Annotated in this window: 20 protein-coding genes; 8 read left to right on the forward strand and 12 right to left on the reverse strand. The window is 68.2% G+C overall.

All coding sequences use genetic code 11. The features are described from left to right. Positions 1–607 precede the first annotated feature (607 nt). Positions 608–1720 (reverse strand): ImmA/IrrE family metallo-endopeptidase, encoded by a 1113-nt coding sequence (locus CcI156_RS03500; protein WP_076804284.1) that lies wholly within the window; start codon positions 1718–1720, stop codon positions 608–610. A gap of 242 nt (positions 1721–1962) precedes the next feature. Between CcI156_RS03500 and CcI156_RS03505 the strand changes: the two genes are divergently transcribed. The 6 genes from CcI156_RS03505 to CcI156_RS03530 all read left to right on the forward strand — a co-directional run bounded on the left by CcI156_RS03505 (position 1963) and on the right by CcI156_RS03530 (position 6734). Then, a complete protein-coding gene (locus tag CcI156_RS03505; protein WP_076804285.1) occupies positions 1963–2868 on the forward strand; it encodes an AAA family ATPase in 906 nt (301 codons plus the stop codon). 118 nt (positions 2869–2986) lie between these two features. Continuing rightward, the gene (locus CcI156_RS26130) at positions 2987–3262 is read left to right on the forward strand and encodes a hypothetical protein (protein WP_217697667.1); all 276 of its coding nucleotides are present in this window, start codon (positions 2987–2989) and stop codon (positions 3260–3262) included. 69 nt (positions 3263–3331) lie between these two features. Then, positions 3332–3835, forward strand: coding sequence for a hypothetical protein (locus CcI156_RS03515; protein ID WP_076804286.1), 504 nt, complete (start codon positions 3332–3334; stop codon positions 3833–3835). 22 nt (positions 3836–3857) lie between these two features. Further along, entirely contained in the window at positions 3858–4724 is an 867-nt protein-coding gene (locus tag CcI156_RS03520; RefSeq protein ID WP_076804287.1) for a CBASS oligonucleotide cyclase, read from the forward strand. Then, complete coding sequence (locus CcI156_RS03525; protein ID WP_076804288.1) at positions 4721–5689, forward strand: S-4TM family putative pore-forming effector; 969 nt, start codon at positions 4721–4723, stop codon at positions 5687–5689. Before CcI156_RS03520 ends, CcI156_RS03525 begins: the two co-directional genes overlap by 4 nt. Before the next feature lie 325 nt (positions 5690–6014). Then, positions 6015–6734 (forward strand): hypothetical protein, encoded by a 720-nt coding sequence (locus CcI156_RS03530; protein WP_134351952.1) that lies wholly within the window; start codon positions 6015–6017, stop codon positions 6732–6734. A gap of 53 nt (positions 6735–6787) precedes the next feature. On the opposite strand, the gene CcI156_RS03535 is transcribed toward CcI156_RS03530, so the two are convergent. The 11 genes from CcI156_RS03535 to CcI156_RS03580 all read right to left on the reverse strand — a co-directional run bounded on the left by CcI156_RS03535 (position 6788) and on the right by CcI156_RS03580 (position 19140). Beyond that, positions 6788–8179 carry a DUF4041 domain-containing protein gene (locus tag CcI156_RS03535; protein ID WP_051874872.1) on the reverse strand — a complete coding sequence of 464 codons (1392 nt, stop codon included), beginning with the start codon at positions 8177–8179 and terminating at the stop codon, positions 6788–6790. Positions 8180–8181: 2 nt separating this feature from the next. Beyond that, complete coding sequence (locus tag CcI156_RS03540) at positions 8182–9459, reverse strand: hypothetical protein (RefSeq protein ID WP_076804293.1); 1278 nt, start codon at positions 9457–9459, stop codon at positions 8182–8184. An 832-nt stretch (positions 9460–10291) separates the two neighbouring features. Then, positions 10292–11149, reverse strand: coding sequence for a hypothetical protein (locus CcI156_RS03545; protein ID WP_254847252.1), 858 nt, complete (start codon positions 11147–11149; stop codon positions 10292–10294). A 38-nt stretch (positions 11150–11187) separates the two neighbouring features. Further along, entirely contained in the window at positions 11188–12228 is a 1041-nt protein-coding gene (locus tag CcI156_RS03550; protein ID WP_076804290.1) for a thiopeptide-type bacteriocin biosynthesis protein, read from the reverse strand. Next, complete coding sequence (locus tag CcI156_RS03555) at positions 12210–13427, reverse strand: lanthionine synthetase C family protein (protein WP_076804291.1); 1218 nt, start codon at positions 13425–13427, stop codon at positions 12210–12212. The genes CcI156_RS03550 and CcI156_RS03555 overlap by 19 nt, the downstream gene beginning before the upstream one ends. Beyond that, complete coding sequence (locus CcI156_RS03560; protein ID WP_023840438.1) at positions 13424–16513, reverse strand: lantibiotic dehydratase; 3090 nt, start codon at positions 16511–16513, stop codon at positions 13424–13426. The genes CcI156_RS03555 and CcI156_RS03560 overlap by 4 nt, the downstream gene beginning before the upstream one ends. Positions 16514–16537: 24 nt before the next feature. Beyond that, the gene (locus CcI156_RS03565; RefSeq protein WP_023840439.1) at positions 16538–16708 is read right to left on the reverse strand and encodes an FxLD family lanthipeptide; all 171 of its coding nucleotides are present in this window, start codon (positions 16706–16708) and stop codon (positions 16538–16540) included. 48 nt (positions 16709–16756) lie between these two features. Continuing rightward, positions 16757–17938: a methyltransferase, FxLD system gene (fxlM, locus tag CcI156_RS03570; protein ID WP_134350967.1), complete on the reverse strand. Its 1182-nt coding sequence runs from the start codon at positions 17936–17938 to the stop codon at positions 16757–16759. 101 nt (positions 17939–18039) lie between these two features. Next, positions 18040–18390: a hypothetical protein gene (locus CcI156_RS26535; protein WP_254847253.1), complete on the reverse strand. Its 351-nt coding sequence runs from the start codon at positions 18388–18390 to the stop codon at positions 18040–18042. A gap of 31 nt (positions 18391–18421) precedes the next feature. Then, a complete protein-coding gene (locus CcI156_RS26540) occupies positions 18422–18910 on the reverse strand; it encodes a hypothetical protein (protein ID WP_254847254.1) in 489 nt (162 codons plus the stop codon). After that, positions 18910–19140, reverse strand: a complete 231-nt coding sequence (locus CcI156_RS03580; RefSeq protein WP_254847255.1) for a DUF397 domain-containing protein — start codon at positions 19138–19140, stop codon at positions 18910–18912. The genes CcI156_RS26540 and CcI156_RS03580 overlap by 1 nt, the downstream gene beginning before the upstream one ends. Positions 19141–19423: 283 nt before the next feature. Between CcI156_RS03580 and CcI156_RS03585 the strand changes: the two genes are divergently transcribed. Both CcI156_RS03585 and CcI156_RS03590 read left to right on the forward strand, forming a co-directional pair. Further along, a complete protein-coding gene (locus CcI156_RS03585; RefSeq protein ID WP_076804294.1) occupies positions 19424–20716 on the forward strand; it encodes a hypothetical protein in 1293 nt (430 codons plus the stop codon). A gap of 2 nt (positions 20717–20718) precedes the next feature. Next, positions 20719–21291 carry a GNAT family N-acetyltransferase gene (locus tag CcI156_RS03590; protein WP_011435577.1) on the forward strand — a complete coding sequence of 191 codons (573 nt, stop codon included), beginning with the start codon at positions 20719–20721 and terminating at the stop codon, positions 21289–21291. Positions 21292–22109: the final 818 nt, after the last annotated feature.

Raw genomic sequence — 22109 nt, forward strand, 5'->3', positions numbered from 1 at the left:
GCCCCGTCTGGTTTCAAAGCAGTCGGTCGCCCTCGGTGACGGTCGTCGATGCGGTTGGCCTGTGTTCTTCAGGTTGGTTATGACCATCAAGTCCTTGAGTCGGCGGTAGCCGTCAGGACGGCTGTGGGGCGTTTCCGGGTGGCCAACCCGACAGTTGCCAGGTGAGCCCACCCATCAGGCCGAGGTTGGTCGTGACTGCCTCGCGGCTACCACGATGCTCGGGGGGCCCGTACTCCGAGCACTCGATAACAAGACGAAACACTGCGTATCCGGGCGTACCGCAACGTGTCGCGCCGTGCCGAAAAATCCGAGGTCACCTGCGCACACACGCCGCCGGACTAGACCGTCGGCCGAACAGTAGGAACGCTTCACCGATCCKGGCGACCGCCACGGTGGTGCAATGTAGTCCCCCCGCTACAATAGTCAGCTCCCGCATGTCCTCTCATAGGGAAGATCGGGCACGCTGCGTCGCCAGTCGTCCTGACTTCGCGGCCGATGAAATCGTGAAGCGCCTCCTTTCGGTCGACGGCTGAATCCTCGCGCGGGTCGCAATTGTTTGTCGCTGGAGGGCGACCGGCCCGCCTGTCCCGCTCGGAATTCGAGGAAATCAGAGCACCACTCGAGGGCGTTCGGTGATATCCCGACTTAGCAGAGTTCTAACGTCTGTTTCCGGGAGTCCGGAGCGGTTGATAAAATCTCCAAAGGAGAGGCCGGTCGTCTCCATGAGTTCTAGTGCGCGCTGTAGAAGCACTGGAACCTCCGGGTTTCCCAGCGGACCCGGCTCTACCTTCCTCCATCCACGTGCAGACAAGGCTTTCCATCCCTGTGCGTAAGTGTGTTCATTCATGACCCCGAGCGTCCTCGCCCTCACCAGAAGGGCTGCAAGCGAGACATGCCATTTTGCTTTCAAATGGAGAAATGCGGGCCAGTCAAGTCGATCTGGGAGTTCGGGTTTGATGTCGTCGGYCGGCATGAGGAACGAAGCGGCGAACTCGTGGGCTTGCCCCTCCGTGGTCTTGTCTCCAATTTCTCCCGAGAATCCGTGCAAAACTAGATGGCCGAGTTCATGGGCTGCATCGAAGCGGGAGCGGTCACGCAGGCCCTTATCGGCACCAAGGGCGACGACGGGTCGGTCAGGGAAATTAACGCAAAATGCGTCCACTTTTTCAATGCTGACGCGAAAACGAACGGCAACGATCCCGTTCGTCTCAAGTAGTCGTACAACATCGAGAACTGGACCCCGTGGCAGGTTCCAATGGCCACGAACCTGAGCTGCCGCTTGCTCGATGTCGGCGGACTGAAGCGGCTGTTTGTCGACCGGAAGGCGTGGCAGGTTGAGGTCGGGCAGCGCGACGTGCTTCTCGAGCTCGAGCGCGAGTTCCCGCGCAAGGTGCACGTAGGCTAGAGCTTGCTGACGATCTCGCGGAGAAGTTGATCGAAGGCTGCGAAAGAACCCTTTGACCTGGTCCTGCGCGGGAGGGCGGGCCGGCGCTGCGAAGAAGCTCGGCGGCACCCGCAACGCGACCGCGAGGCGGCAAAGCGTCGATGTGGCGGGTTTGGTGTGCCCGTTCTCGAACTGGCTGACCGAGGCCGCGGTGACGGAGCCGACTTCTCGCGCCAGCTGCACCTGGGTAAGACCGCGAAGTTCACGCGCCATCCGCAGTCTGGCCCGATCGAACAGGGCCGCGATGTCACCGGGGTCCAGTTGCGGATCGTTCACGTCGCTCGTCTCCGCGCCAGTCGGTGTCCGCCGATCAGCGGACGATTCTCGATCTTGATGCTCCGCTCGCATCTTAGGCACACCTTCGTTACCKGGCGGTCAACTAGCTCGGCCCGAGCAGGACGCGCCCGAGTGAAGTGTGCCGAGTTGCGCCGCTTCCCCGTCGTGTAGTCTACCGATATCTGAGAAGATCTTGTTCAAATCTGAGGTGACCTGCTGTGTGTGGGGGACGGAGTCGAGGGATGAAGCTTCAGGAGTGCGTGCTGTCGGAGAAGGTGGTCGCGGCCGACTCGGCGGAGGCCGCACTGTGGGACGCCATCGTGGTGCCGGAGACGATCAAGGAGCGGTTGCGCAACCACACCTTGTTGTCGCTGCTCGTGCGACCTGATCTGCCGTTCGCGGTGACGGCGTTGCACGGGTTGTGCACGCTCTACGGGCCGCCCGGCACCGGCAAGACCACCCTGGCGCGCGGTCTGCCGGCGCAGGTCGCGCGCTTCGTTCGCGGCGGCGAGGTGCGGCGGATTGAGATCAACCCGCATGGGCTGATGAGCGCCGAGCATGGGCAGTCGCAGCAGCGGGTCAGCGAGCTGCTTGGCGAGTATGTGCCGGGTCTGGCGTCGGACGGGATGCCGACCGTGGTGATCCTGGACGAGGTCGAGTCGATGGCGGTTGCCCGCTCGGCGGCGTCGTTGGCCGCCAACCCGGCCGACGTCCACCGTGCCACCGACGCGGTGCTCACGGCGTTGGATCTCAATGCCGCCGAGCACCCGCACCTGTTCTTCGTCGCGACCAGCAACTTCACCACMGCTCTGGACGAGGCGTTCCTGTCCCGCTCCGACGCCGCCATCCTCGTCCCGTTCCCGGAGCCGGAGGCGCTACGGGAGATCCTGGCCTCCACGCTACTCACACTCGCCGACAAGTACCCGGCCCTGGGTGATCTGGCCCGCTMCTCAGCGATGCGCCGCATCGCCGAGGCCGCAGACGGACTGGACGGCCGCCGCACGCGCAAGGTCGTCTTCGAAGCCCTGGCCCAGCGGATGGAGACGGTGCTCGACCCAGGCAGCCTCACCGAGGACGACTTGGCCGCCGCAGTGCACAACGCCGTTGCGGAGACGCGCCAGCCGGAGGTGTCCCGTGCGGCKCACTAGGGAGGTGGCAGCCTCRCCCGTGCGCAGCGCCAGCGCGACCTGGACGGTAATCACGGACCTCATAGCGGACACCGTGGCGCAGTCCTCCTCACTGTCGCGCGAYGAGGCGGGACGGGCGATGTCGGCAGCCGAGGCGGTCGGGCGGATGCTGATCGCGGGAGGGCACCTGAACAAGCACCCGGTCACCCTGGTGGCCGGCAAGGTGCACTGCGAGATCACTACGGTGTCTGGCGCGGCGGCGCTGACCCTGGAGGAGAACCTCAACCCCGTCCCCGGCGCGGCGGGCGCCGACGACTTCATGATCTACCTCCCGTCGCCCGCCCCGCTGCATGAGTCAGGTGAAAGCCGCTGCGGCTGGGCACGCTCGGCTGTCGGACGCTGCCCCGCCCGCTGAGGAGACGAAGGCCGACAGCTCAGGTCCGCTGATCGACCGTGAGGCCCTCCGCCGGGCGGTGACCCAGCGATGACTTCCACCTATACCTACAGCTACACCCGGACCCACACCGCCACGCRCCTGACGGACATCATCCTCGGCGCCATCACCGACATCCTTGCCGACCTCGGGATCAACATGGACCGGCTGAACCGCGACTGGGTGCAGAACGAGAACGCGATCAAAGCCTGGGTCGAGGAGGGCTCCCTCGACGCGGTCGTCCTTGAATGTCACCAGCCCTCGGGCGCCGTGGTGCCGGTGGTCGAGTTCCCGGTGTCCTACAACGCCTCCGGTGACGGCAACGCCGAATTCACCGCCTCCCGCGCCCGGCTCGCCCGGTTCCGCRCCAAGCTCGACCGGGTGCCCACCGGCACCACCTACCGACTGTTCTGCACCTTCAACGGGCCCCGCACGCCGCAACCAGGTTGGGGCCCCGGCCAGCGGGCGAGCACCGACGGCCTGCGCGGCATCACTTTCGGCACCCTCGGCTCCGCCCCGCACGCCTCGACCGGCATGCGGTACTACCACGCCTGAGACCACGAGCAGGGACACCGCTATGGCATACATCGACGACGCCTTCGCCAAGCTCAAGCACAATCTGGAGATCACCCAGACCGAGCAGAACCTGGCCAAGGCGCGACACGAGACCATCCGCGACTTCGTCACGTCGCACTGGGACCTCGCTGACGACTTCCTCACCGGTAGCTACCGGCKCGATACCAAGACGAAGAAGCTCAAGGATATCGATATCTTCGTCGTCCTCGACTCCGACGGCTCCCAGGCCGGCTTCCGTGACCAGGCCCCCATCCAGGTCATCAACGCGCTGGAGACCCTGCTGCGCCAGAAGTGGAGCGCCGCCGCCCGCGACGGCATGGCGGTCGTCATCCCCTACGGCGCCGACGACGAAGTCATGTCCATCGACGTGGTCCCCGCCTTCAAACGGAAGGATGGCGGCTACTACATCCCCAATCCCTCAGCGGGCGACTGGATCGCGACCAACCCCAAGCGCCACCACGAGCTGAGCATCGCCAAGAACGCCGACTGCGACGGGAAGTACGTGCCCTTCGTCAAAATGATCAAAGGAATCAACCGTGAACTCGGCGAACCAGTCTCGCCATCCTTCCTGCTGGAGGCCATGGCCCAGTCCCTGGTGAAGCCACCGTTCGGGCGCTACCAGGACGAGATCGTGTTGTTCCTGGCCACCGCCGCCGAACGCATCGGCGATGAATGGCCCKACCCCGCCGGTCTCGGTGGCGAGGTCAACGCCGTCATGAACACGACTCAGAAACTCGCTGCGGCCAACGCGCTCAACCAGGCCCGTGTAATCGCCGAGCGCGCGGTCGACCTGGAGGACGAAGGCCAAGACCGTGCCGCCTACGACGAGTGGAGGAAGCTCTTCGGGAACCGAATGACCAAGCCATGAAACTCTCTACCGGCCCCGCCGGCATCCGTGGGATACCGTCCCGGGCCATCCACGAGCGGCAGCTCGACGACGACATGCTGCTCCTACAGCGTGCCGCGGCGGCAAGCCACCAACGTGGACAGCTCCTCGAAGCCGTCCGCGCCGTCGCAGCCACCGCACTGGCCGCCRCCGGTGTCCTGATCACGCTGATCGGGCATGGCCGGACCGTGGTCTCGATCGTCGGGTTCTTCTGGTTCGTCGTCTCAGCGTTCCTGCTCAAGGGCCTCTCCGGGAACACCGCCCGCCAAGGCGCCCTGCTCCAGGAGATGTTCGACACCGCCCTGTTCCACCTACCATGGCGCGCCACCGTCGCCGGCGACCCGATCCCCGAACCAGACGTCCGCCGCCTCGCACGCCAACTCTCCCGCGGGGGAAAAAAGGACAAACGCATCACCGACGGCTGGTATGACCMCACCCACGACGTCCACCACCCCTACGACGTCTTCATCGCCCAGGAACAGAACCTCGCCTGGGACGCCCGCCTCCGCCGCCGATACAGCCACCTCATCGCCGCCGCAGCAATCCTGTGGACCACCATCGGTCTGATCGCCGGTCTCGCGGTCGCGAACGCCACACTGCTCGACACCCTCCTCAGCTTCTTCGTCCCGTCCCTGGCCGCCTACCAGATCGCCTACGAGATCTGGTCCAGCCAACGCAAGGTGGCCGACGAACGCGAACGACTCGCCAAGGTCGTCAACGCCGAGCTGAACAACGGACGTCCCGGCCCCGTGCTCGACACCGAATGGCACCGCCTACGCAACGTGGCCCGCGACGTACAGGACGGCGTCCTCCGCACCCGTCTAGACCCAGCTCGAGTACCCGAATGGTTCTACAAACGCTTCCGCGACGACGACGAACATGACTTCGGCTACACCGCAGAAGGCCACCGCGTCCGCCTCGCTGAAGACCCTCCCTCATCTACGTAGTTCGGCGGGACGCGCCACGCCCGCCCACCGAACCACTTCAAGCAAGTGAAGTCAGCTCAAACCGGCCCTCCACAGCCAGGCTGCCGGTGTGAAACCGCTGGTCGGCGCTATTCCCATCCTTTGGGACTCTCGCTTTCGGTGCCGGCCGGCGTCGTCGTTGCGCCGGTCCACTATGTCGCGGCTTCCCACCGATCCGACCACGCGCCCGCCTGGCGAGGCTCCAGAGCGGCCACCCAGGGGGCCCGCTCATTGTGACCAGTACTCCAACCGCGATCCGACCCCGAGTTCACGCTTCTGCTGGCTGGCCGGTCGAGGTTGCCTCCGTATGGTAGACAATGCATCTATGACGGTATCGAAATTTGGCGTTAACGCAGTTGACGTGGGCGGAAGGTCGATGCTTCTCACCGTCACCAGCGGCGGTGACGTGATTCATCTGGCTCGCCTGGCGGACTTGGAGTCGTCTGGCCGAGGTGCGGTCCACGACTTCTATTTTGACTCGTCGAGACCGCATCTCTCGCCGACGGCAGCCCACTATGTCAGGGAGGAACTCCTGGCGCCTCGCTGGGCCGAGACCACGCTGTGTGGCAGTGTGTGGGCTGTGATGGTCGGCGGTGAGGGCGGCCCGCTGAGGGAGGACGGCCGGGTGGCCTTCGCCCCGACCTGCCGCCGCTGTCTGACGTTGATCGACCGCTTCTACCCGACGCCGCGCGCGGACCGAAGACTCTCGTTGGTCGCGCAGCTCGCGGCTGATGTCGTCTGCGAACAGGGGTTCGCGGAGGTGCGCAGTGTTCCGGGGGACCAGCAGGCGGAGCTACGGAAGCGGATCCGGAAACTGGTGCGAGCGAGAACTGGTCACGGGAGCAAGACCTTCTCCCTCGAGACCACCATCTACGTGGAATGCCGCGAGATATACGATCAGCACGCATCCGAACACTCTCGCGTGGCGATGGAGGCCCTCAACCAATTTCTTACCGCCGGGGGTGAAGCGCTCTCTCGGCGGCCAGCCGATTGGGTGGTCTCCTGGGAAGCCTGGGACGTCGACTGAGCTGGCGGAGCGTTCGTCGGTGTGGCGATCACCGCCCGGTTCTGCATGGCGGGTCAGGTTCCGGTAGCTCGGCTGGCAGTCGTTGGAAGTTGGGCGTGGTCAGGCCAGTACCGTAGGCTTTGAAGATACTCGAGTGCTTCGGGTTCTTCGGTGAATTGGAGTAGGCCCCCTTCGGTCTTTTCTAGGAGGACGTTCCGTACTTCTGATGGGGTGGCGAAAAAGAACTCGCGGCGCGGGTTCGCGAAGTTCACGCGCCGGTCGGCGAATGCTTGGTGGAGTTCGTTTTCGAGGGTGACAGCGTCTTTGGAGAAATAGAGTGCGTGGACGTCGTACCGGAATGGAACGGAGGCGTCACCGAGCTCGCGGACCCGGTCCATCGGATCGAGGCGTCGGGTCAGGCCGATCTTGACGACGTGCGGGCCGAATACGCCGATGTTGGAGATGACGTAGACGTATCCGGCGCGGATGTTCGCGATCCTGTAGTCGTTCTTCTCGATGGCCTGATCGATGTCCGCCAGTCGGCCAGCGAGTTCGTCTGCAGCAGCGTCGTCGCCCTGGGCGCGGAGAGTTTCGAGCGCGCTTGCGTAGTGGGCACGTTCCTTCTTGAGGCGTTCCTTCTCGGTGGCGAGTTCCTCTTGAGCTTTGCGTTCCTCGGCTAGCTGTGCGCGTCGCTCCCGCTCTCTCTGTCGCTCTTCTTGGATCTTCATTCGGAAGTCGGCGGTGAGTTCGAGTTCGGCGATCCGTAGGGAGTGGTAGTCAGGATTGATCCGCATCTCCATGATCGCGCCGAGCTTCTCGATCGACGCCACGGTTCGTTCCAGCCGCTTCTTGGCGGTTGTGATGTTGCCGGCGCGCAAGGAGCGGACGCAGTTGGCTGCCTCGGCGTTGTAGGCGAGCAGCATCAGCTTGGACAGGTCGGCGACGAGTCGGCGCCCCTTGGCGAGCGAGCCGTTGAAGGTGAACAGATCCGCGGCAAGGATCGCCGTGCCGGACTTCACAAACTCGGCGATATGCGTGTCGATCTCTTCAAGGCGTCCCTTATAGGCGGCGGCGTTCTCGAGCGGGTGGTGATATCGGTATATGCCAACGTCCTGGAGGGCCCGCTGATCGCTGAGATCGATGATCTCACGGGAGCCAGCCTGGGTAGCGGCGAGCGCCTTCTCTAGTTCAGTGATGCGAGCCATCAGCGCGGCGCTGTCGACCGGCATCTCGCTGGTCTCGGATCCGGATGACATGGATGCGCCTTCGAGCGAGAACTCCTGGACTCCGGGTTCCGATCGGATGAGAAGGTCGTCGCCGGTCCCGAGCGACGTGACGGTGGGCCCCGGAAGCCAGAGCTGCCATCCGTGGGGCGGCCTGGGCCAAGATGGGTCTGGAACCCAACCTGGTGGGGGAGTCCAGCCTTCGGGGGGTGTGGGCCAGCCTGGCGGTGGGTTGAACCGCATGGTCACTGCCCACGCTGCCTGATGCCGCGGGAGGCGTCGGCGGGCTTGAGAGTGAACGGCGAAGGGGACAGCGCCGCGCCGAGGTACTCGAGGGTCTTCTGAGGGACGATCTCGTCCTGGTCGAGCCGGAACTTGCGGAACGTTGCGCGGTCTGCAGCGACGATCGCGAGCGGGATGGTCTCCGGAAGCCCGGTCGCAGGCGAGATCCGGTCGACCCCGACCGTCAGGGCAATCGAGTGGATCTTTCCTTGGCGGTCGGCGCCGAAGACGTCGTGCAGCGTGCGTACGGYGGTCTGGAAGACGGCGCTCGCGTAGCGGTCCTTCTGGACCGTCGCCGGCAGCTTGGTCGACGAGATCTCGTCCTTCCTCGGGGCGTACTTGTACTCCTTGACCGAGGGGACTGCGGATGGTTCAGGGACAGCGGCTGCCAGACGCAGCTCCCTGCTGGAGAGATCGAACTCGTAGTCGTGAGTGACTGGAAATGCATCCGGGTAGGCGGAGTTCGACAGGACGATCCCGACGTACTCGCGGATCGCCGCCTCGACGTCGAAGGCGAGATCATTGATCAGTCTGGTGAGTCCCCGGTTCCGCTCGTCGGCGTCGGCGTCTCTCCGACGACACGCTTCGACGTGGACCGCCCGCGCCGCGGCGAGCTTCGCCAGGCGAGCGTCCTCGGCACGCTGCCGCTGCTCCAGAGCGGAGACATGCGCCGTCCGTATCGCTGACACCTGTTCCCGCCACCGCCGCAGCGCCTGCTCGTGCGTGGTCTGAGCTTGAGCGATCGCCTGGGCATGTTTTTTCTTCGCCCCGAATAGGACTCCCGGTACTTGCGGCTCCTGGTAGACGGGTTCCGCCGGGTACACAGGAGCAGCAACGGGCGGTGTCGGGACTGCGAGAGCACCGGGCTCGAACGGTGGATGCACGACGGTCGTGACTTTCAAGGCCTCGAGATCAACATAGCTGTCGACCAGGAGCGCCGTGGCCAGAATGCCGTCGATCTCTTCGAATGTGCTCGCGAGATCGGCATTCAGCGACCCGACCTCGCTCAATCGCGCCGCGACGTACAGCAGGCCCGCTTCCTTCAGCAAGCGGGCCTGTTCTTTCGTGGACGCCTTGGCCGCCGCGGCGGCTGCGCGCTCAGCGGCCCGAGCCTTCTGCGCGGCTTCCTTTTCAGCGGCAAGGAGTGCACGGTGGGCCGCAGCCCTCTGCTGCCGCTGCCGCTTCTCGGCCTGCGCTGCCTGGTACTGCAACTCGGCGAATAGCCCCCGCCGCGTGGCCACCGGCACCCCCTCCGAACCAGGAACAACCTTGCGCTCAGCTACCGTATCCTCACGTCCCGACGATTTCTCGCGGTCACGACAGATCGAGACTGGTTATCCCGCGAGGCTCCGGTGGACGCCGCCGCCCCTTCCGGCCCCGGACCGCCGCGTCTCCAGCACGCGTTGGAATCCGGACAGTTCAGCGGGTCAACCGTCTTCGTAGCGGCCGGCATCTGGACAGTGCTGGCGCGCTGACCCTTGAGCACGGCGGGCCCGTCAGTGTCCTTGAAGACGGGAGGGCATCGACGGGTGCTGACAAGGAAGCCTGCCCAGATGGTCGTTGATCAGGCAGCATGCGAACCATCGACGGCGGACCGGCCCTCCGGGTGACGCCCCTACTCGGTGATCTTCCTGRCCTCCGAGTGGAACATTCGAACTTCGCGGGCTCGGCGGACAGGTTGAGCTCGCCGGACCGGGCAAGCTTGGGACGACGAGCCATCGTGGGTTGCGGAGGCTGTCCGGAGCGCAGCCACGGGGCAKATAGACCAGGGCCGTAGAGATCTGACGGTGATCTGACAGATGTTGCATACACAACAACAGTCAGATCGCCRTCAGGTCATTTTCGGCCCTGTGAGACCCTCCGTTGAATTGGCTTGCAGTCTCCGCCGGGTGTGGGGCAGCTGCACGTCCGGGCGCAGCGGCGATGAGAGCGTTCGTGGGCCTGTTCTGGCCAGTCCCGGGGTCCAGCGCCGTCTACCACCGCGCACAGGCGTAGGGGCAGGTGCCTTTGCCCCAACGCATGCCCGGAGCGCTGCCCAGCGGAGCTGTTTCCGAGCGTGGCCGTCTGCGCGGGTCATGTCTGTCCTGGCCTCGTGGCTGCGCCTTCTTGCTGGCGGGGTATGGCGCGGCGGAGAAGATGTGTGGCGCGGATACGCAGCAGCCCCGCATGATCGATACCGGTGCCGGAGGGGACGGTGTCGAGTAGCTCGGCGATGACGGCCAGTTCGGCGTACCGGCCGCTCTCTGTGGAGAGTGCGTCTGCGAAACGCGCCTGAACCTGTGCGGCGAGCGTTGGCATGAACAGGCTGTGGCAGTAGAGGGTGGCGGCGTCATAGCCGGCGGGTGCCAGGCCCCAGCCTTCCCAGTCGAGCATGCAGAGGGTGGGGCCGCAGAGGTTGGCCCAGTGCAGGTCTCCGTGCGCGGTTACCCACGGTGCGGGCGAGGTGGTGGTGATCGGTTCGCCGAGAATCCTTGGCATGACGTCGTCGAGGTAGGACTGCTCGATGGTGCGCCGGWCGGTGGAGACCGTGGCGAGGATGCGGAAGGAACGGYGCAGTGCCTGGAACCATTGCCCTTTCGGTGAGTCGGTGAGCCGCCGCGGCACGGTCGTGACGGCGAGAGGTCGGACGTGGACGCGGTCGTATAGCTCGGCGCGGTAGTCCCAGCCGTCGTGGTGATGGTCGTGGATCGCGCGTAGCGCTGGGCGTGGGATGGATGCTGGCAGCGCCTGCTGTGCGGTGCGTCCGCCGTCCCAGAACGTGGTGATCTGCTGTCCGGCTTCGGTGGCGGCGATCCGTAGCCAGCCTGGGCTGTCGGGGGTCATTACCGGTCGGCCGAGGGTTCGTCCRGCGAAGCCCCACGCTTCCTCAGCCTGGGTCCGGTCGACCGTGACCCGGAGGGCGGCGCTGGCGCGCTCGTGCGCTGCGCGCATGCGGGTGACGGTGTCTGYGTCGTTCGGCGGCGGCCACATCAGCGTGCCTGCGGCGTTAGCGCTTCGGGGAGTGCGGGAGCGCGGAGGATTGTCTCGCGCGCTGTGGCGGCGAGTACGCCCTGGGTCTCGGCATTCAGGCCGAGGCGGTTCCAGTGGAAGATCACATGGTGGCCGAGGACGTCGCGTAGCCCGCGGCGCAGGGTCCCGGCGTATGCGGCCTGGCCAAGGGCCCGACCGGCATTGTGAAAGGCGCTGGCCCAGATTCCCAGGTTGGCCAGCGGTCGGTCCGCGCCGAACAGGTCGCCTGCCGGGTCGGTGTCGGTGGTCAGCAGCCTGCGTAGAGCGGTGGCCAGCCGTTGAATTTCAGCAGCGGTGGGTGAYGTTGCTGGTGGAGGGCGTAGGCGGCTGACACGGTTGAAGACGTCGCCGCGTTCGTACCAGTCCAGGCCCGCGGTGCGCAGCAGCGTGCCGATCAACAGCATCGACAGTTCGCGGCGGCCGAGAGTCGGCGGGGTCCTGCTGGTGATCTCGCTGTGGATGCGGTCGAGGACGTGCCCGCTGTCGGCGGTGAACAGCCGGTGCGCGACGTCGGTGCCGATCTCGCCGCCGAGGGCGTACTCCTCCGGCTCGTAGATCCCTTCCGTCCAGGTGTGGATCGTTCCGGCCGCGGTCAGGTCGTCGAAGGCGGGGCGGAGGGTGGCACGAAGATCCGCCACAGATTGGCCGCTGGCTGGGGAGAGCCGTAGCCGCCAGTCGGGCGACTTGCGCACGAACCACCAGGAGGCGACAGCGCCGGCGGCTTGGGCGTGGCGTAGGACAGGTGCCAGGTGGGTGGCTGCGACGGTCTCTGCGTCCGCTGGCTCGGGAAACGTGACACGCACCTGGAWCCAGGCAGCACCTTGGACTGCGAGCGCGGCGCGACCTGCCGCCTGGTAGGTGGCGACAGCTGCGGCGAGCTGGTCGGGAGGCAAGGCGGCATGGGCTGCCGCAGTGGGTAGCGGGATGCCGGCCAGCACCGCGAGTACGGCCTGTTCGGTGCCGATGTCTCGGCTGGGGACGGTCAGTGGATCAGCAGGCATCTGTCCCATCCGGTGGCCGGTGCGCCGGTGGCGACGCTGTGGAGGACGAGGGCGATGCCGGCGTCTCCTTCGAGGAGCCCATCAGCCCGCCCGCTGCTCGAAAGGGCGCAGAGCAGGAGGGAAGCGGCGAGTGTCGGCAGGTGGCGGCTGAGGGTCTCGGTGGTGGCGTCGGCGGCGGCGCGGGCGACGGTTTGGTAGAGGCCTGCCCATCCGTGGCACAGTCCGGCTTCGGTGAGGTGGGCGAGTTGGGTGGAGTCGGTGAGGCAGGCTGCGAGTGCCTGTTCGGCGGCGTTCTGGCGGGTGGTGTCACCGGTGGCGATGCCGGCGAGTTGGAGGGCGCGGGCGATTCCGGGGGTGCCATAGCACCAGCTCGGACGGGCGGGGCCGGGCTGGGCCGGTCTCGCGGCCTGCTGATCGGCGCGGGTGATCCACTGTGGCCAGGACGGACCGCTGGGGGAGTCGTGGCGCCATTGGTCATAGAMGGCGCACAGTGCGTTGATGGCGTTGGTCTGGCCGTGGACGCGTATCCCGGCGCGTGTGGCGAGCGAGAGCAGGGCCAGTGGGCCGGCGGCGCCGTGGGCCATGCCGAGGTTGGCGTGTCCACCGGCGAATTCGGCAGTGTTGCCCTGGGACGGGTCGTGGCTGCACCACCAGCCGGGGAGTTCCTCTCCGTCGAGGTTGAGAGGTGTGGTGAGGCGGACGAGGTAGGTGAGGATGCGGCCGAGGGCGTCGTCGCCGGGGGTGTGGGCGAGGAGGTGGGCGCCAATGCCGGTGAGCCCGCTGATGACGTCGTACTCGGTGAACCGTCCCGGTTCCCCCTGGTCGATGCGGGCGTTGGCGGCGTCGACGAGGCGGTGGGCGATGGTGGCGACGGTCTGATCGAGCGCGGTGCGGGCGGCGGTGTAGCGGCGGGTCTGTCCGGCGGCGGTGTGGACGGCGAAGGCGACCGCCGGGGCGCCGGCGTAGAGCGAGCTGTTCATCGCCACGCTGAGGTGGCCGGAGATGGCTGCGGTCAGCCACGCCTGGACGGGCTCCCAGCGCTCGGCGCTGGCGTGCGCTCGCTCGGCGTGCAGGAGGGCGATGCCGGCCGCTCCGTCGGCGAGCGACTGCGCAGTCTGCCCGAGTTCTCTGGGGGATGGGACGGTGAGGCGGGTGGCAAGGCTTGCTGCGGTGGCGGCGGCCTGATCGCAGGCGATCATGAGACGGTCGCTTCCGTGGTCGCGAGGGCGCGTGCGGCTGTGGCTCGGGCGAGGGCGATGCAGGTCTGTTCGGCGGCGGGGTTCAGGCCGAGGGTTCGGACGACGTGCAGGTGCAGCAGCGAGGCCAAGGCCTGGTCAGGCGGGCGCTGCGCGGCGAGGGCGTCGCGGTAGGCGGCCAGTGCTGTGGCCCGCGGCTGCCAGGCGGACAGCACGGCGTCCGCCCCGGGAACGGCCCGCAGATGAGCGAAGCTATCTGCGGGGTTGGCCAGGTGCAACGTGGTGGTGCGTTCCGCCCGTGGGACGCGGGCAGGCTCGTGGGGCAGCACGTCACGAAGCCACCGCATGCCGGTGGACAACGCGCCGGTGAAGGCGATGGCCATATCGACCAGGCCGGCGACGGTGAGCGCTCCGACGGACAGGCGGGCGCTGGCGGCGAGACGGCGGGCGGCGAGGGCAGCGGCGGAGTCGGCGGAGAAGACGCCTTCGGCGGCGGTCATCGCCGGGCCATAGCCGTAGCGGCCGGTCTCCGGTTGGTAGGTGTCGAGGTGAAGGTGCGACAGCAGTCCGGCCTCGCGCTGTACCGCAGCCCAGGTTCCCAGCCGCGTGGCCGCCAGCCCGTAGCCGCCAGGTTCGTTGACGGCGAGGCGTAGCCGCAGGTGGGGCTCGGTGTCCCGGTACGGCAGGAACCACCACGCGGGCGGGTCGGGCCACGCGTCCAAGAGGTCGTGGAGGCGGGCGAGGAGATCGGTGGCCCGGTCGGGGTGGCCGTAGAGCCGGGCCGACAGCCACGGCGACACACCGGGTAGCTGGGCATCCGACCGAGCAGCGGGCACGGTTGCCGCGAGGCGCTCCGGTGCCGGCCCCGGCAGGGGTGCGGCGGTGGTGGCCAGCGGGATGACCAGTTCGTGGGCGTGGCCGGCGAGCCAGCCGAAGGCTTCTGGAGCGGCGTCCTCGTCGAGCCGGGCGGAGCCGTGGCGGTGCAGGTGATCGCGTAGCAGGGCGAGATGGGCGTCGACGTGCAGATCGAGGCGCAATCGGTTGTCGGTCTCGACGAGCTGGACCCGCGTGGGCACTGGGATCGTGCCGCCCCAGCGGGCCAGCGCCTCGCGCCATTCCTGCGCCGACTCGGCGCGGCTGGGCAGGTCGGCAGCTGTGAGATTCCAGTGGGCCGGGGCGAGCACGGTGCGCCGATGGACGAGTCGGGGAAGGAACGGCAGCCCACCGGCAGCGCCCCAGGAGAAGGGGATGGAGACGGCGACGCGGGCGGTGGGTAGCTCGCACAGGAACCGTGCCAGCGGGTGGGTGTGGTACTGGAACTCCACTGCGTGCGCGGCGGACGGCTCGACGAGACGCCGGTCGGGCAGCGACACCAGATACAGCCCCTCAGCGTCGGCACCGACAGCCAGGTCGGCTGGACGCAGCACGCCTGGGCCGGCGTCGTGATGCTCGGCAAGCGTGATCACCGTGTCGGCGAGCCGCGGTGATCGGGCCACGCCGACGGTGGCCGTGGGAAGCGGCGGACAGGACACCTGCGCGGTCGTCGCGCCGGCCCGCATGGTGGGCAGGGCGGCGTAGGTGTCGCGGAACCGGTCGAAGGACGCGGAGTCGAGCAGGTGCAGGAATCGGCCAGTGGTGGTTGCGGCGGCGCGCCCGCCGCCGGTCACACGCAGGGTGAACAGGCCGCGGGACAAGGCCGGCAGGTCGTTGGCGTGGACCTCGGCGAGGAGTTCGGCGTGCGGTGGAACCCGGGCCGGTGCGGTGTCGCCGGCCAGAGCCGCGATGTCGGCGTCGCCGAGGCGTACCTCGAGCGCGCCGTTCAGGGCCGCCCGCTGCGTGAGGGCGGCCAGGCGCTGATCGCGGGCCGCGTTCCCGCGGGGGCGGTGGGAGCGTGTGGAGCCGCGGAAGGTGGCGGGCAGACCGAGGCCGGTGTCAGGGTTGACGGCTTCCAGCAGTGGGACGAGGGCGGCGGGACCGTAGCGTTCCAGGAAGGCTTCGTGCCAGTCCGCCCACTCCGGGGGAACGGCGGTCGGCCCTGTGAGCCGGGCGAGCGCCCGAGCGGCGGCCCCAGCCTCCTCGGCGACAGCCGCCGGCAGGACCACGTCCGCGTTCAACACGAGGCCTACGTCGAGGTCCGGGTCAGCGCTGGGAACAACGCGCCGTTGAAGCGCCTCTGCCTGCGTGCGCAGCGTGCGACGGTGCGAGGCGGAGCGCGTGTTGTCGTGGTGGGCGAGCAGGTCTTGTAGGTCGCGGATCACGTTGAGACGGCCGGCGAGTGGGGGCAGGTCGTCAATCCGGGCTGCGGCCAGCTGGTCGGCGACTTCACTGAGTGGATCGGTGATGGTTGTCGCCGGGCGTAGGGGCGTGTGCAGGAACCGGCGGCGGACCAACTCGATCACCATAGTCTCGATCTGGCCGGCGGCGGGAGCGGGTTTGTCGGCGGCGAGGCGAGCGACCAGCTCGGGGACGGGCAGCGAGCTGACCGCGTGGAGCAACGCCGCCTCCACAGCCCGGGTGCGGCGCACCGACACCTCGACCACCGACTCCGGCCCGGCGTCGTCGCCGGACCGGGCGACAGGGCCGATGAACAGTCGGTCGCCTCGGGCGACTGGTATTCCGTCGGCGGTGACCGGCAGCCGTCGCAGCAGCGTGTCGAACGCTTCCAGGTCGTCGGCGAGCGCGGCGAGCCAGGCGCCGCCCGGCCGGGCGTGAACCCGATGGTCGTCGCCGAGCCGGACGCGGGCCCGCGGGCCGAAATCCGCGGGCCCGACACCGGCGAACAGGCCGAATGGAGTGGCGCGCCCGACCATCCGCAGTACGTAGCGGGCTGTCGCAGTGACAGCCCGCCGGGCGGTCCGCCGATCGTGGCACTGCCCGTCGAAGACCGACGCGACCCGCGCCGCCAGCGACGGGCTGGCGAGCCTCATCGCGTCGGCGAACACGGGCCGCGCCCAGATGTCCCGCAGCCAATCCGTCCAGCCGGCTACGGCGCCGTCGGTGGTGTCGTCGAGGTCTGGCCATGGGGGCAGGTCGACATCGGTGGGGACCACGGCCATCCGTAGCAGCGGAACGTCAAGGCTGCGGTACATCACGCACCTCTCAGCGGCGGAGGTTCAGTTCTGCTTGCAGCTGGTGCAGGCCGACGAGCAGGTCTTGCCGCAGTTGTCGCTGGTGGAGCGCAGCAGCTCGGGGATGACGGGTCCGCCGTCGACGATCTCGACGTCTAGGTCGTAGTCGCCGGCGAGGGGGAGCGGGGCCGGGGCGGTTGTGTGGGCAGGAGTCATGGCGATGCCTTTCCTTCGGAAGGGGTGGTGAACGCGTCGCTGTGTTGGTCAGGACCAGCTCAGGACGACGATGCGGTGGCGCTTGGCGATCACCCGGCCGGGCGGAAGTGCCTCTGCCGGAGTTGTGGCCGGGTGGACGCTGATCGTGGCCGGCGACGCGTCGCGGTGGGTTCGGTTCCAGGCCTGGACCTGCGTGACGACCAGGCCGGCGAGGCGGGCGGCGTGGGGACCGTGGGCGTAGGCGCCGAACTCGTAGGTGTCGTCGCCGTCCTCGACCTTTCGCAGGGTGAGGTAGGCGAAGCTGTCCGCTTCCACGGCGGTGGGCGTGCCGATCGGGGAGACGGGGTCGACGAGCTCTCGAGCGGTCGGGGAACGGGCGCGGGAGAGCAAGCCGTAGTCGTCGAGGCTGCTGGCAAGCCACAGCAGCAGCCCGTCGAACGGTTCCATCCCGCCGAACCGCACTCCCGACCACGCCTCGACCCGCGGGGAGAGTAGCGCGGCCCGCAGTGCGGCGGCGTCGAGTTCGGGAGCCTGCTCGTCGAACCGCAGGCCCACGTCGGCATCGTGAAGCGGGACGAGGCGTTCGGGATGGGCGCCGTCGCCGCGCACGGGCACGAAGCCGGCCATCTGATGGTCGAGACTGACCAGAACGCCGTCGCGGGGGGTGAGCGCGACCGTCCGGCTCARCCCCCGCATCCGCAGGGGAACGACGATCCGGCCGTCTGGGGCGAGCTGATCGGTCCAGGCGGGTGGGATGTCCCAGGCGCCCGCGGTGACGATGATCCGGTCGTAGGGCGCGTGCTCGGGGACGCCGTGCTCGGCGTCGGCCAGCACGACGTGGACCTGGTCGTAGCCTGCCGCTGCGAGGCAGTGGTGGGCTCGTTCGGTGACGTCGGCGTCGATGTCCATGGTCGTCACCGCACCGGTCGGGCCGACGAGTTCCGCGATCAGGGCGGCGTTGTAGCCCCCGGAGCCGACTTCGAGGACCCGCATGCCGGGGCTGATCCCGGCCTGTTCGAGCATCGTGGCCTGCAGCCAGGGAGCGGAGACCGAGCTGACGGTGATGCCGTGCTGGTCCTGCTTGGTCCGCACGATGTCGTCGGCGTAGGCGTCCTGGAGCGACACCTCGGGAGCGAACAGGTGCCGCGGCACCGCGCGGAACGCGGCCTCGACCTCCTTCGTTTTGATCGAACCCGCCGCGACGAGGTCATCCACGAGGCGGGCCCGCAGATCCTCAGGCGCGTGCTTCCCCGTCGGCTTCGGGCGGTTGTTGATGCCCGTGCGCGTCGCTCAACACCGTTCTCCTCTCGCGATCGTCGGATGGTGGGGTCTCAGCCCCAGGTGATCAGGAGCTGGGCTGATGGTTTCGTGAGGAGCCGTCCGGCCGGCGCCGAGGCGCGGCCGGCATCGGTGGGGTAGACGCGGATGGTGGGGTCCGGGCCAYCGCGCCGCTCGGCGTCCCACACGCGGACGTCGTGGGTGAGCAGGTCCGCGAGCCGGTACCGGTCGGGGCCGTACGCGACAACCCCGATCTCCACGCCGGTCCCGCCCGTCGGGGTGAAGGCCAGGAAGGCGAGGCTGTCGTCCGACCAGCAGGCAGACACCCCGGCCGACGCATCCGCAGGCAGTTCGGCTCCTGCGGATGCGTCGGTGCCGTGGAGCCGGCCGTAGGTGGGCTGCACGGTGGCCAGCCACAGGTCCAGGCTCGGCAGGTCATCTGCGGMGCCGGTCGTAGGGGGCGCGGAGCGGGAACCCGAAGTACCCGTCGTTGATCAGTGCCGTGACGTCGGTGTAGCCGGCTTTGTCCAGGCAGGCGTGGGTGCGGTGGACTACGGACTGGTCGATGTCGATGGTGGTGACGTGGCCGGTTGGCCCAGTCAGCTCAGCCAGCAGCGCCGCGGTGTAGCCACCGGAACCGATCTCCAGGATCCGCTGGCCGGGTTCGACCCGGAGCTGCTCGAGCGTCGCCGCGACGGTGGAGGGCCGCGACACCGCGCTGAGCGGTGCCCCGTAGACATCCCATTTCGTGACGACGGCGTCGTCCTTGTAGGCCTCCTCGGTGCCGGCGTCGGGCAGGAACAGGTCCCGGGGCACGGCCCTCAACGCGGCTACGACCGGGGCGGAGACGGGCTCCTTCGCCAGGACAAGGTCGACCATGGCCGTGTGCAGCAGCGCGATCGACGCCTGCGTGGAAGCAGGCATCACGCCACCTCGCCGAGCAGGTCGTCGTACTCGCCCCGCTTGACCGCACGGACGAAGTCCCCGAACGCGCCGGGGGTGGTCCRCACCGACGGGCCCAGACTCGACCTGATCAACACACGGTGCCCGTCGAGGGCGACTTCGACGGCATCGGGCACCGTCGGGTCGAGCGTGGACGGGCGCCGCCATCGTGGGACGGCCGGGACAGGCATGCCGGTGGGCGCAACAGACACGGGTTCCTCGAAACGATGCGATCGGTGTGGACGGGTGGAGCCCGCCGAACCCGGGCCGCACGACTCGGCCCAGGCCCGGCGGGAGCAGAAGCGGCGACACGACACGACCCGGGGTTCATCCGCCCTGAGCTGGTGGAACGGACGGGACCGGATCGGCGTGTTCACCGCGCGCAGCACCCATGACACACTGCGCCCAAACGGAGCAACAGAACGCAACGGCTCGTTGCGTGCATGCAACAGCTCGTTGCACCCACCTGCGAAGGCGTCGACGGGGAGGCCGAAGGTGCAAGCYGGTCAGCGAAACGACGCACTCGCCAACCTGGCCGATCTGCTGCGGACACTGCGTGATCAGCATCGGACCAACAACAGCCGGCTCGAAGCCCGCACCGGCTTCAAACGCCAGCAGATCTCTCGGGCCGTCAACGGCCAGGAGATCCCGTCCGCGGACCTCGCGGACGCGCTGGACACGGCGTTGGCCGCAGCGGGAGCCATCCGGCGATTGCGGGACGAAGCTGTCAGGGAGAAGCGGGCCCGGGACCTGGGGCTCGACCCGAGCAGGCAGGAGGAACCCGTGGACGCCAACCGTCGGCAGGCGTTCGAACTCGCCGCCGCGAGCCTCGTCGCCGCCCAGATGTACCGGGAGTGGACCTCGTCCGCCCCCGATGTGCTGACCCTCGACGAGATCGACGACGCGATCAACGCGCACACCGTCGCGTTCACCGTCGAACCGCACCAGCGGCTCGCGCCGAAGGTGTGGAAGACGTGGAAGTCGGCGCACCACCACCTGATGAACGGCAGTGGCCGGGCCCGCCCGCAGACCAGGCTCACCGTCGCCGCCGGCTACGCCTCCTACATGCTGTCGCGGCTGTCGTTCAACCTCGGAGACACCCTGGCTTCGCGCCGGTTCATCCGCCTCGCCGAAGACCACGCGAGCCAGACCGACGACGTGGTGCTGACCGCGTCGGTCGGGGAGATGGTGACGACGCTGGCGTTCTACGGCCGCCGCTACCAGGAAGCCGCCGTCTCGGCTCGGAAGACCGCGGTCGTGGCGGACAACCCGTACACCCGGGCCCGGATCGCCAGCTACGAGGCGCGGGCCCTTGGCGCGCTCGGCGACGTCGAGGGCACCCGGGCGGCGTTGAACCGGATGCGCACGTCGGTCACGGACCTGTCGCTGCAGCCCGGGATCAGCCCGTTCGGCCCGGCCGCCGCCGAGATGATGTACGCCGGGGTCCTGACCCGGATCGGCGGTGGCGTCGAGGCCGAGCCGATAGCCCGAGCCGCGCTCGCCGCCTACGAAGGAGGCCAGGCGGGCGGGTTCGAGGACTACGGCCACGCGCTGCTCGCGCTCGCGGCCAGCCTCACCGCCCGCGAACAGCCCGAGATCGACGAAGCCGCGACCATGGCCGGGAAGGTCGTCGACATGCTCGACACCCGGCCCACCGCCTCGGTCTCCGACCGGGTCGCAGAGATCGCCATAGCGTTCACCGGCCACCCCACCGTCGAACCCGTCCRTGACTTCTGGGACCGCTGGCAGGCACGCCCCCGCCTCGAACTGACCACGGGCCAGGCGTGACCATGACCCTCCACTACGGAACCCCGACCGTCGTCACCATCCCCACCGTGCTCACCGAACGGCTGGTGCTGCGCGGCTGGAAGGTCGTCGACCTCGACCCGTACGCGGCGATGAACGCGGACCCGGAGACGATGCGCTACCTGGACGGCACGTTCGACCGGGCCGGCACCGAGCGGCTGGTCACCCATCTGATCGGCATGTGGGCGATCCGCGGGCACGGCATGTGGGCGGTCGAGGACCGGGCCAGCGGGGAGTTCCTCGGCCGCGCCGGCACCTACTTCGCCCAGGGCTGGCCAGGCGTGGAGGTCGCGGTGTCGATCCGCCGCGACCGCTGGGGCCAAGGCCTGGGCACCGAAGCGATCACGGCGGCGCTCGACTTCGGGTTCGCCCACCTCGACGTCGACGAGCTGATCACCGCAACGCATCAGGAGAACGCGGGCATGAACATGATTGCCCGCAAGCTCGGGATGACCTTCCGTGAGATCGCCGACGTCGGCCCGTGGAAGGCGAACAACGTCCACGCGATCAGCCGTGCCTCCTGGGCCGCCAACCGACCCGAGGAGAGCAAAGGCTGACTTGCCCGCGGAACAGCTTCGTTGATCTCTGCGTCAGAGCGTCGCTGCTGTCATGGCGGTCGCGCCTGGCAGGGACAGCGCAGCGGTCCCGGCCGATGCGGTGCGCGGTGATGTTCATTTCCGTGAGCGAAACTACGTCTTCATCCTGATAAGTCGCAAAGGCCGGATAGGTCGGTTATGCCCGCCGGAGGGGGTTGCGGGCCCGCGACCTGCGAGAACAGCGTCGCCGAACGTCTCGTCCCTGGCTTTGAAGGCCTGTTCCGGGACGAATTGCGGGGGCGTGGGCGGGCTTGYCCCGGACGGCGGCATGGAGCTACGGTCGTATCCGCCCCCTTGACCGCCGGACACYGACCCGCTAGCGGGCGGCCGGTTCGGTGGGAGACGGGGTGGTGGTAGCAGCGAGGCGCTGGGACGCGTTTCCGGTCCACAGGACTGGTGACGGAGCGAGAGGGTGTCGCTGTGAGTCGGGTGGCTTGCGAGCCGCGCCCGGGAGATGGTGTCAACGTCCGCGGTCGTTGCTACAGCGGTAGCTACACCTGGCGGGACTCCCGACCGTCCGATTACAAGATCGGTACCATCCGTCCGTGCGCGTTCGCGAAAGCCTATACAGGCTGCTTGACGACCTGGCCACCTCGGCCTCCATCCGCTGACGTCCGTCGTTGTTCGCTGGCCCGGCTGTGTAGATGCCCATACCGCCGCCACTTCTCAGGAGTGGGCTGCGCTCCGCTGTCTCCACGAGTGCAGTGGCGTTCACGTTCGCTTGTGCCCGCAACGTCAGTCCCCAACTCCCGGCCTGGGAACGGACGCGGGCCATGCCG

Source organism: Frankia sp. CcI156 (genome assembly GCF_001983015.1).
Lineage (GTDB): Bacteria > Actinomycetota > Actinomycetes > Frankiales > Frankiaceae > Frankia > Frankia casuarinae.

Excerpts from the sequence above, each read along its gene's own strand:
- CcI156_RS03535 (WP_051874872.1), bottom strand. The coding sequence starts at position 8,179 with ATGCGGTTCAACCCACCGCCAGGCTGGCCCACACCCCCCGAAGGCTGG.
- CcI156_RS03560 (WP_023840438.1), bottom strand. The coding sequence starts at position 16,513 with ATGTACCGCAGCCTTGACGTTCCGCTGCTACGGATGGCCGTGGTCCCC.
- CcI156_RS03565 (WP_023840439.1), bottom strand. The coding sequence starts at position 16,708 with ATGACTCCTGCCCACACAACCGCCCCGGCCCCGCTCCCCCTCGCCGGC.
- CcI156_RS03530 (WP_134351952.1), top strand. The coding sequence starts at position 6,015 with ATGGTAGACAATGCATCTATGACGGTATCGAAATTTGGCGTTAACGCA.
- CcI156_RS03590 (WP_011435577.1), top strand. The coding sequence starts at position 20,719 with ATGACCCTCCACTACGGAACCCCGACCGTCGTCACCATCCCCACCGTG.
- CcI156_RS26130 (WP_217697667.1), top strand. The coding sequence starts at position 2,987 with ATGTCGGCAGCCGAGGCGGTCGGGCGGATGCTGATCGCGGGAGGGCAC.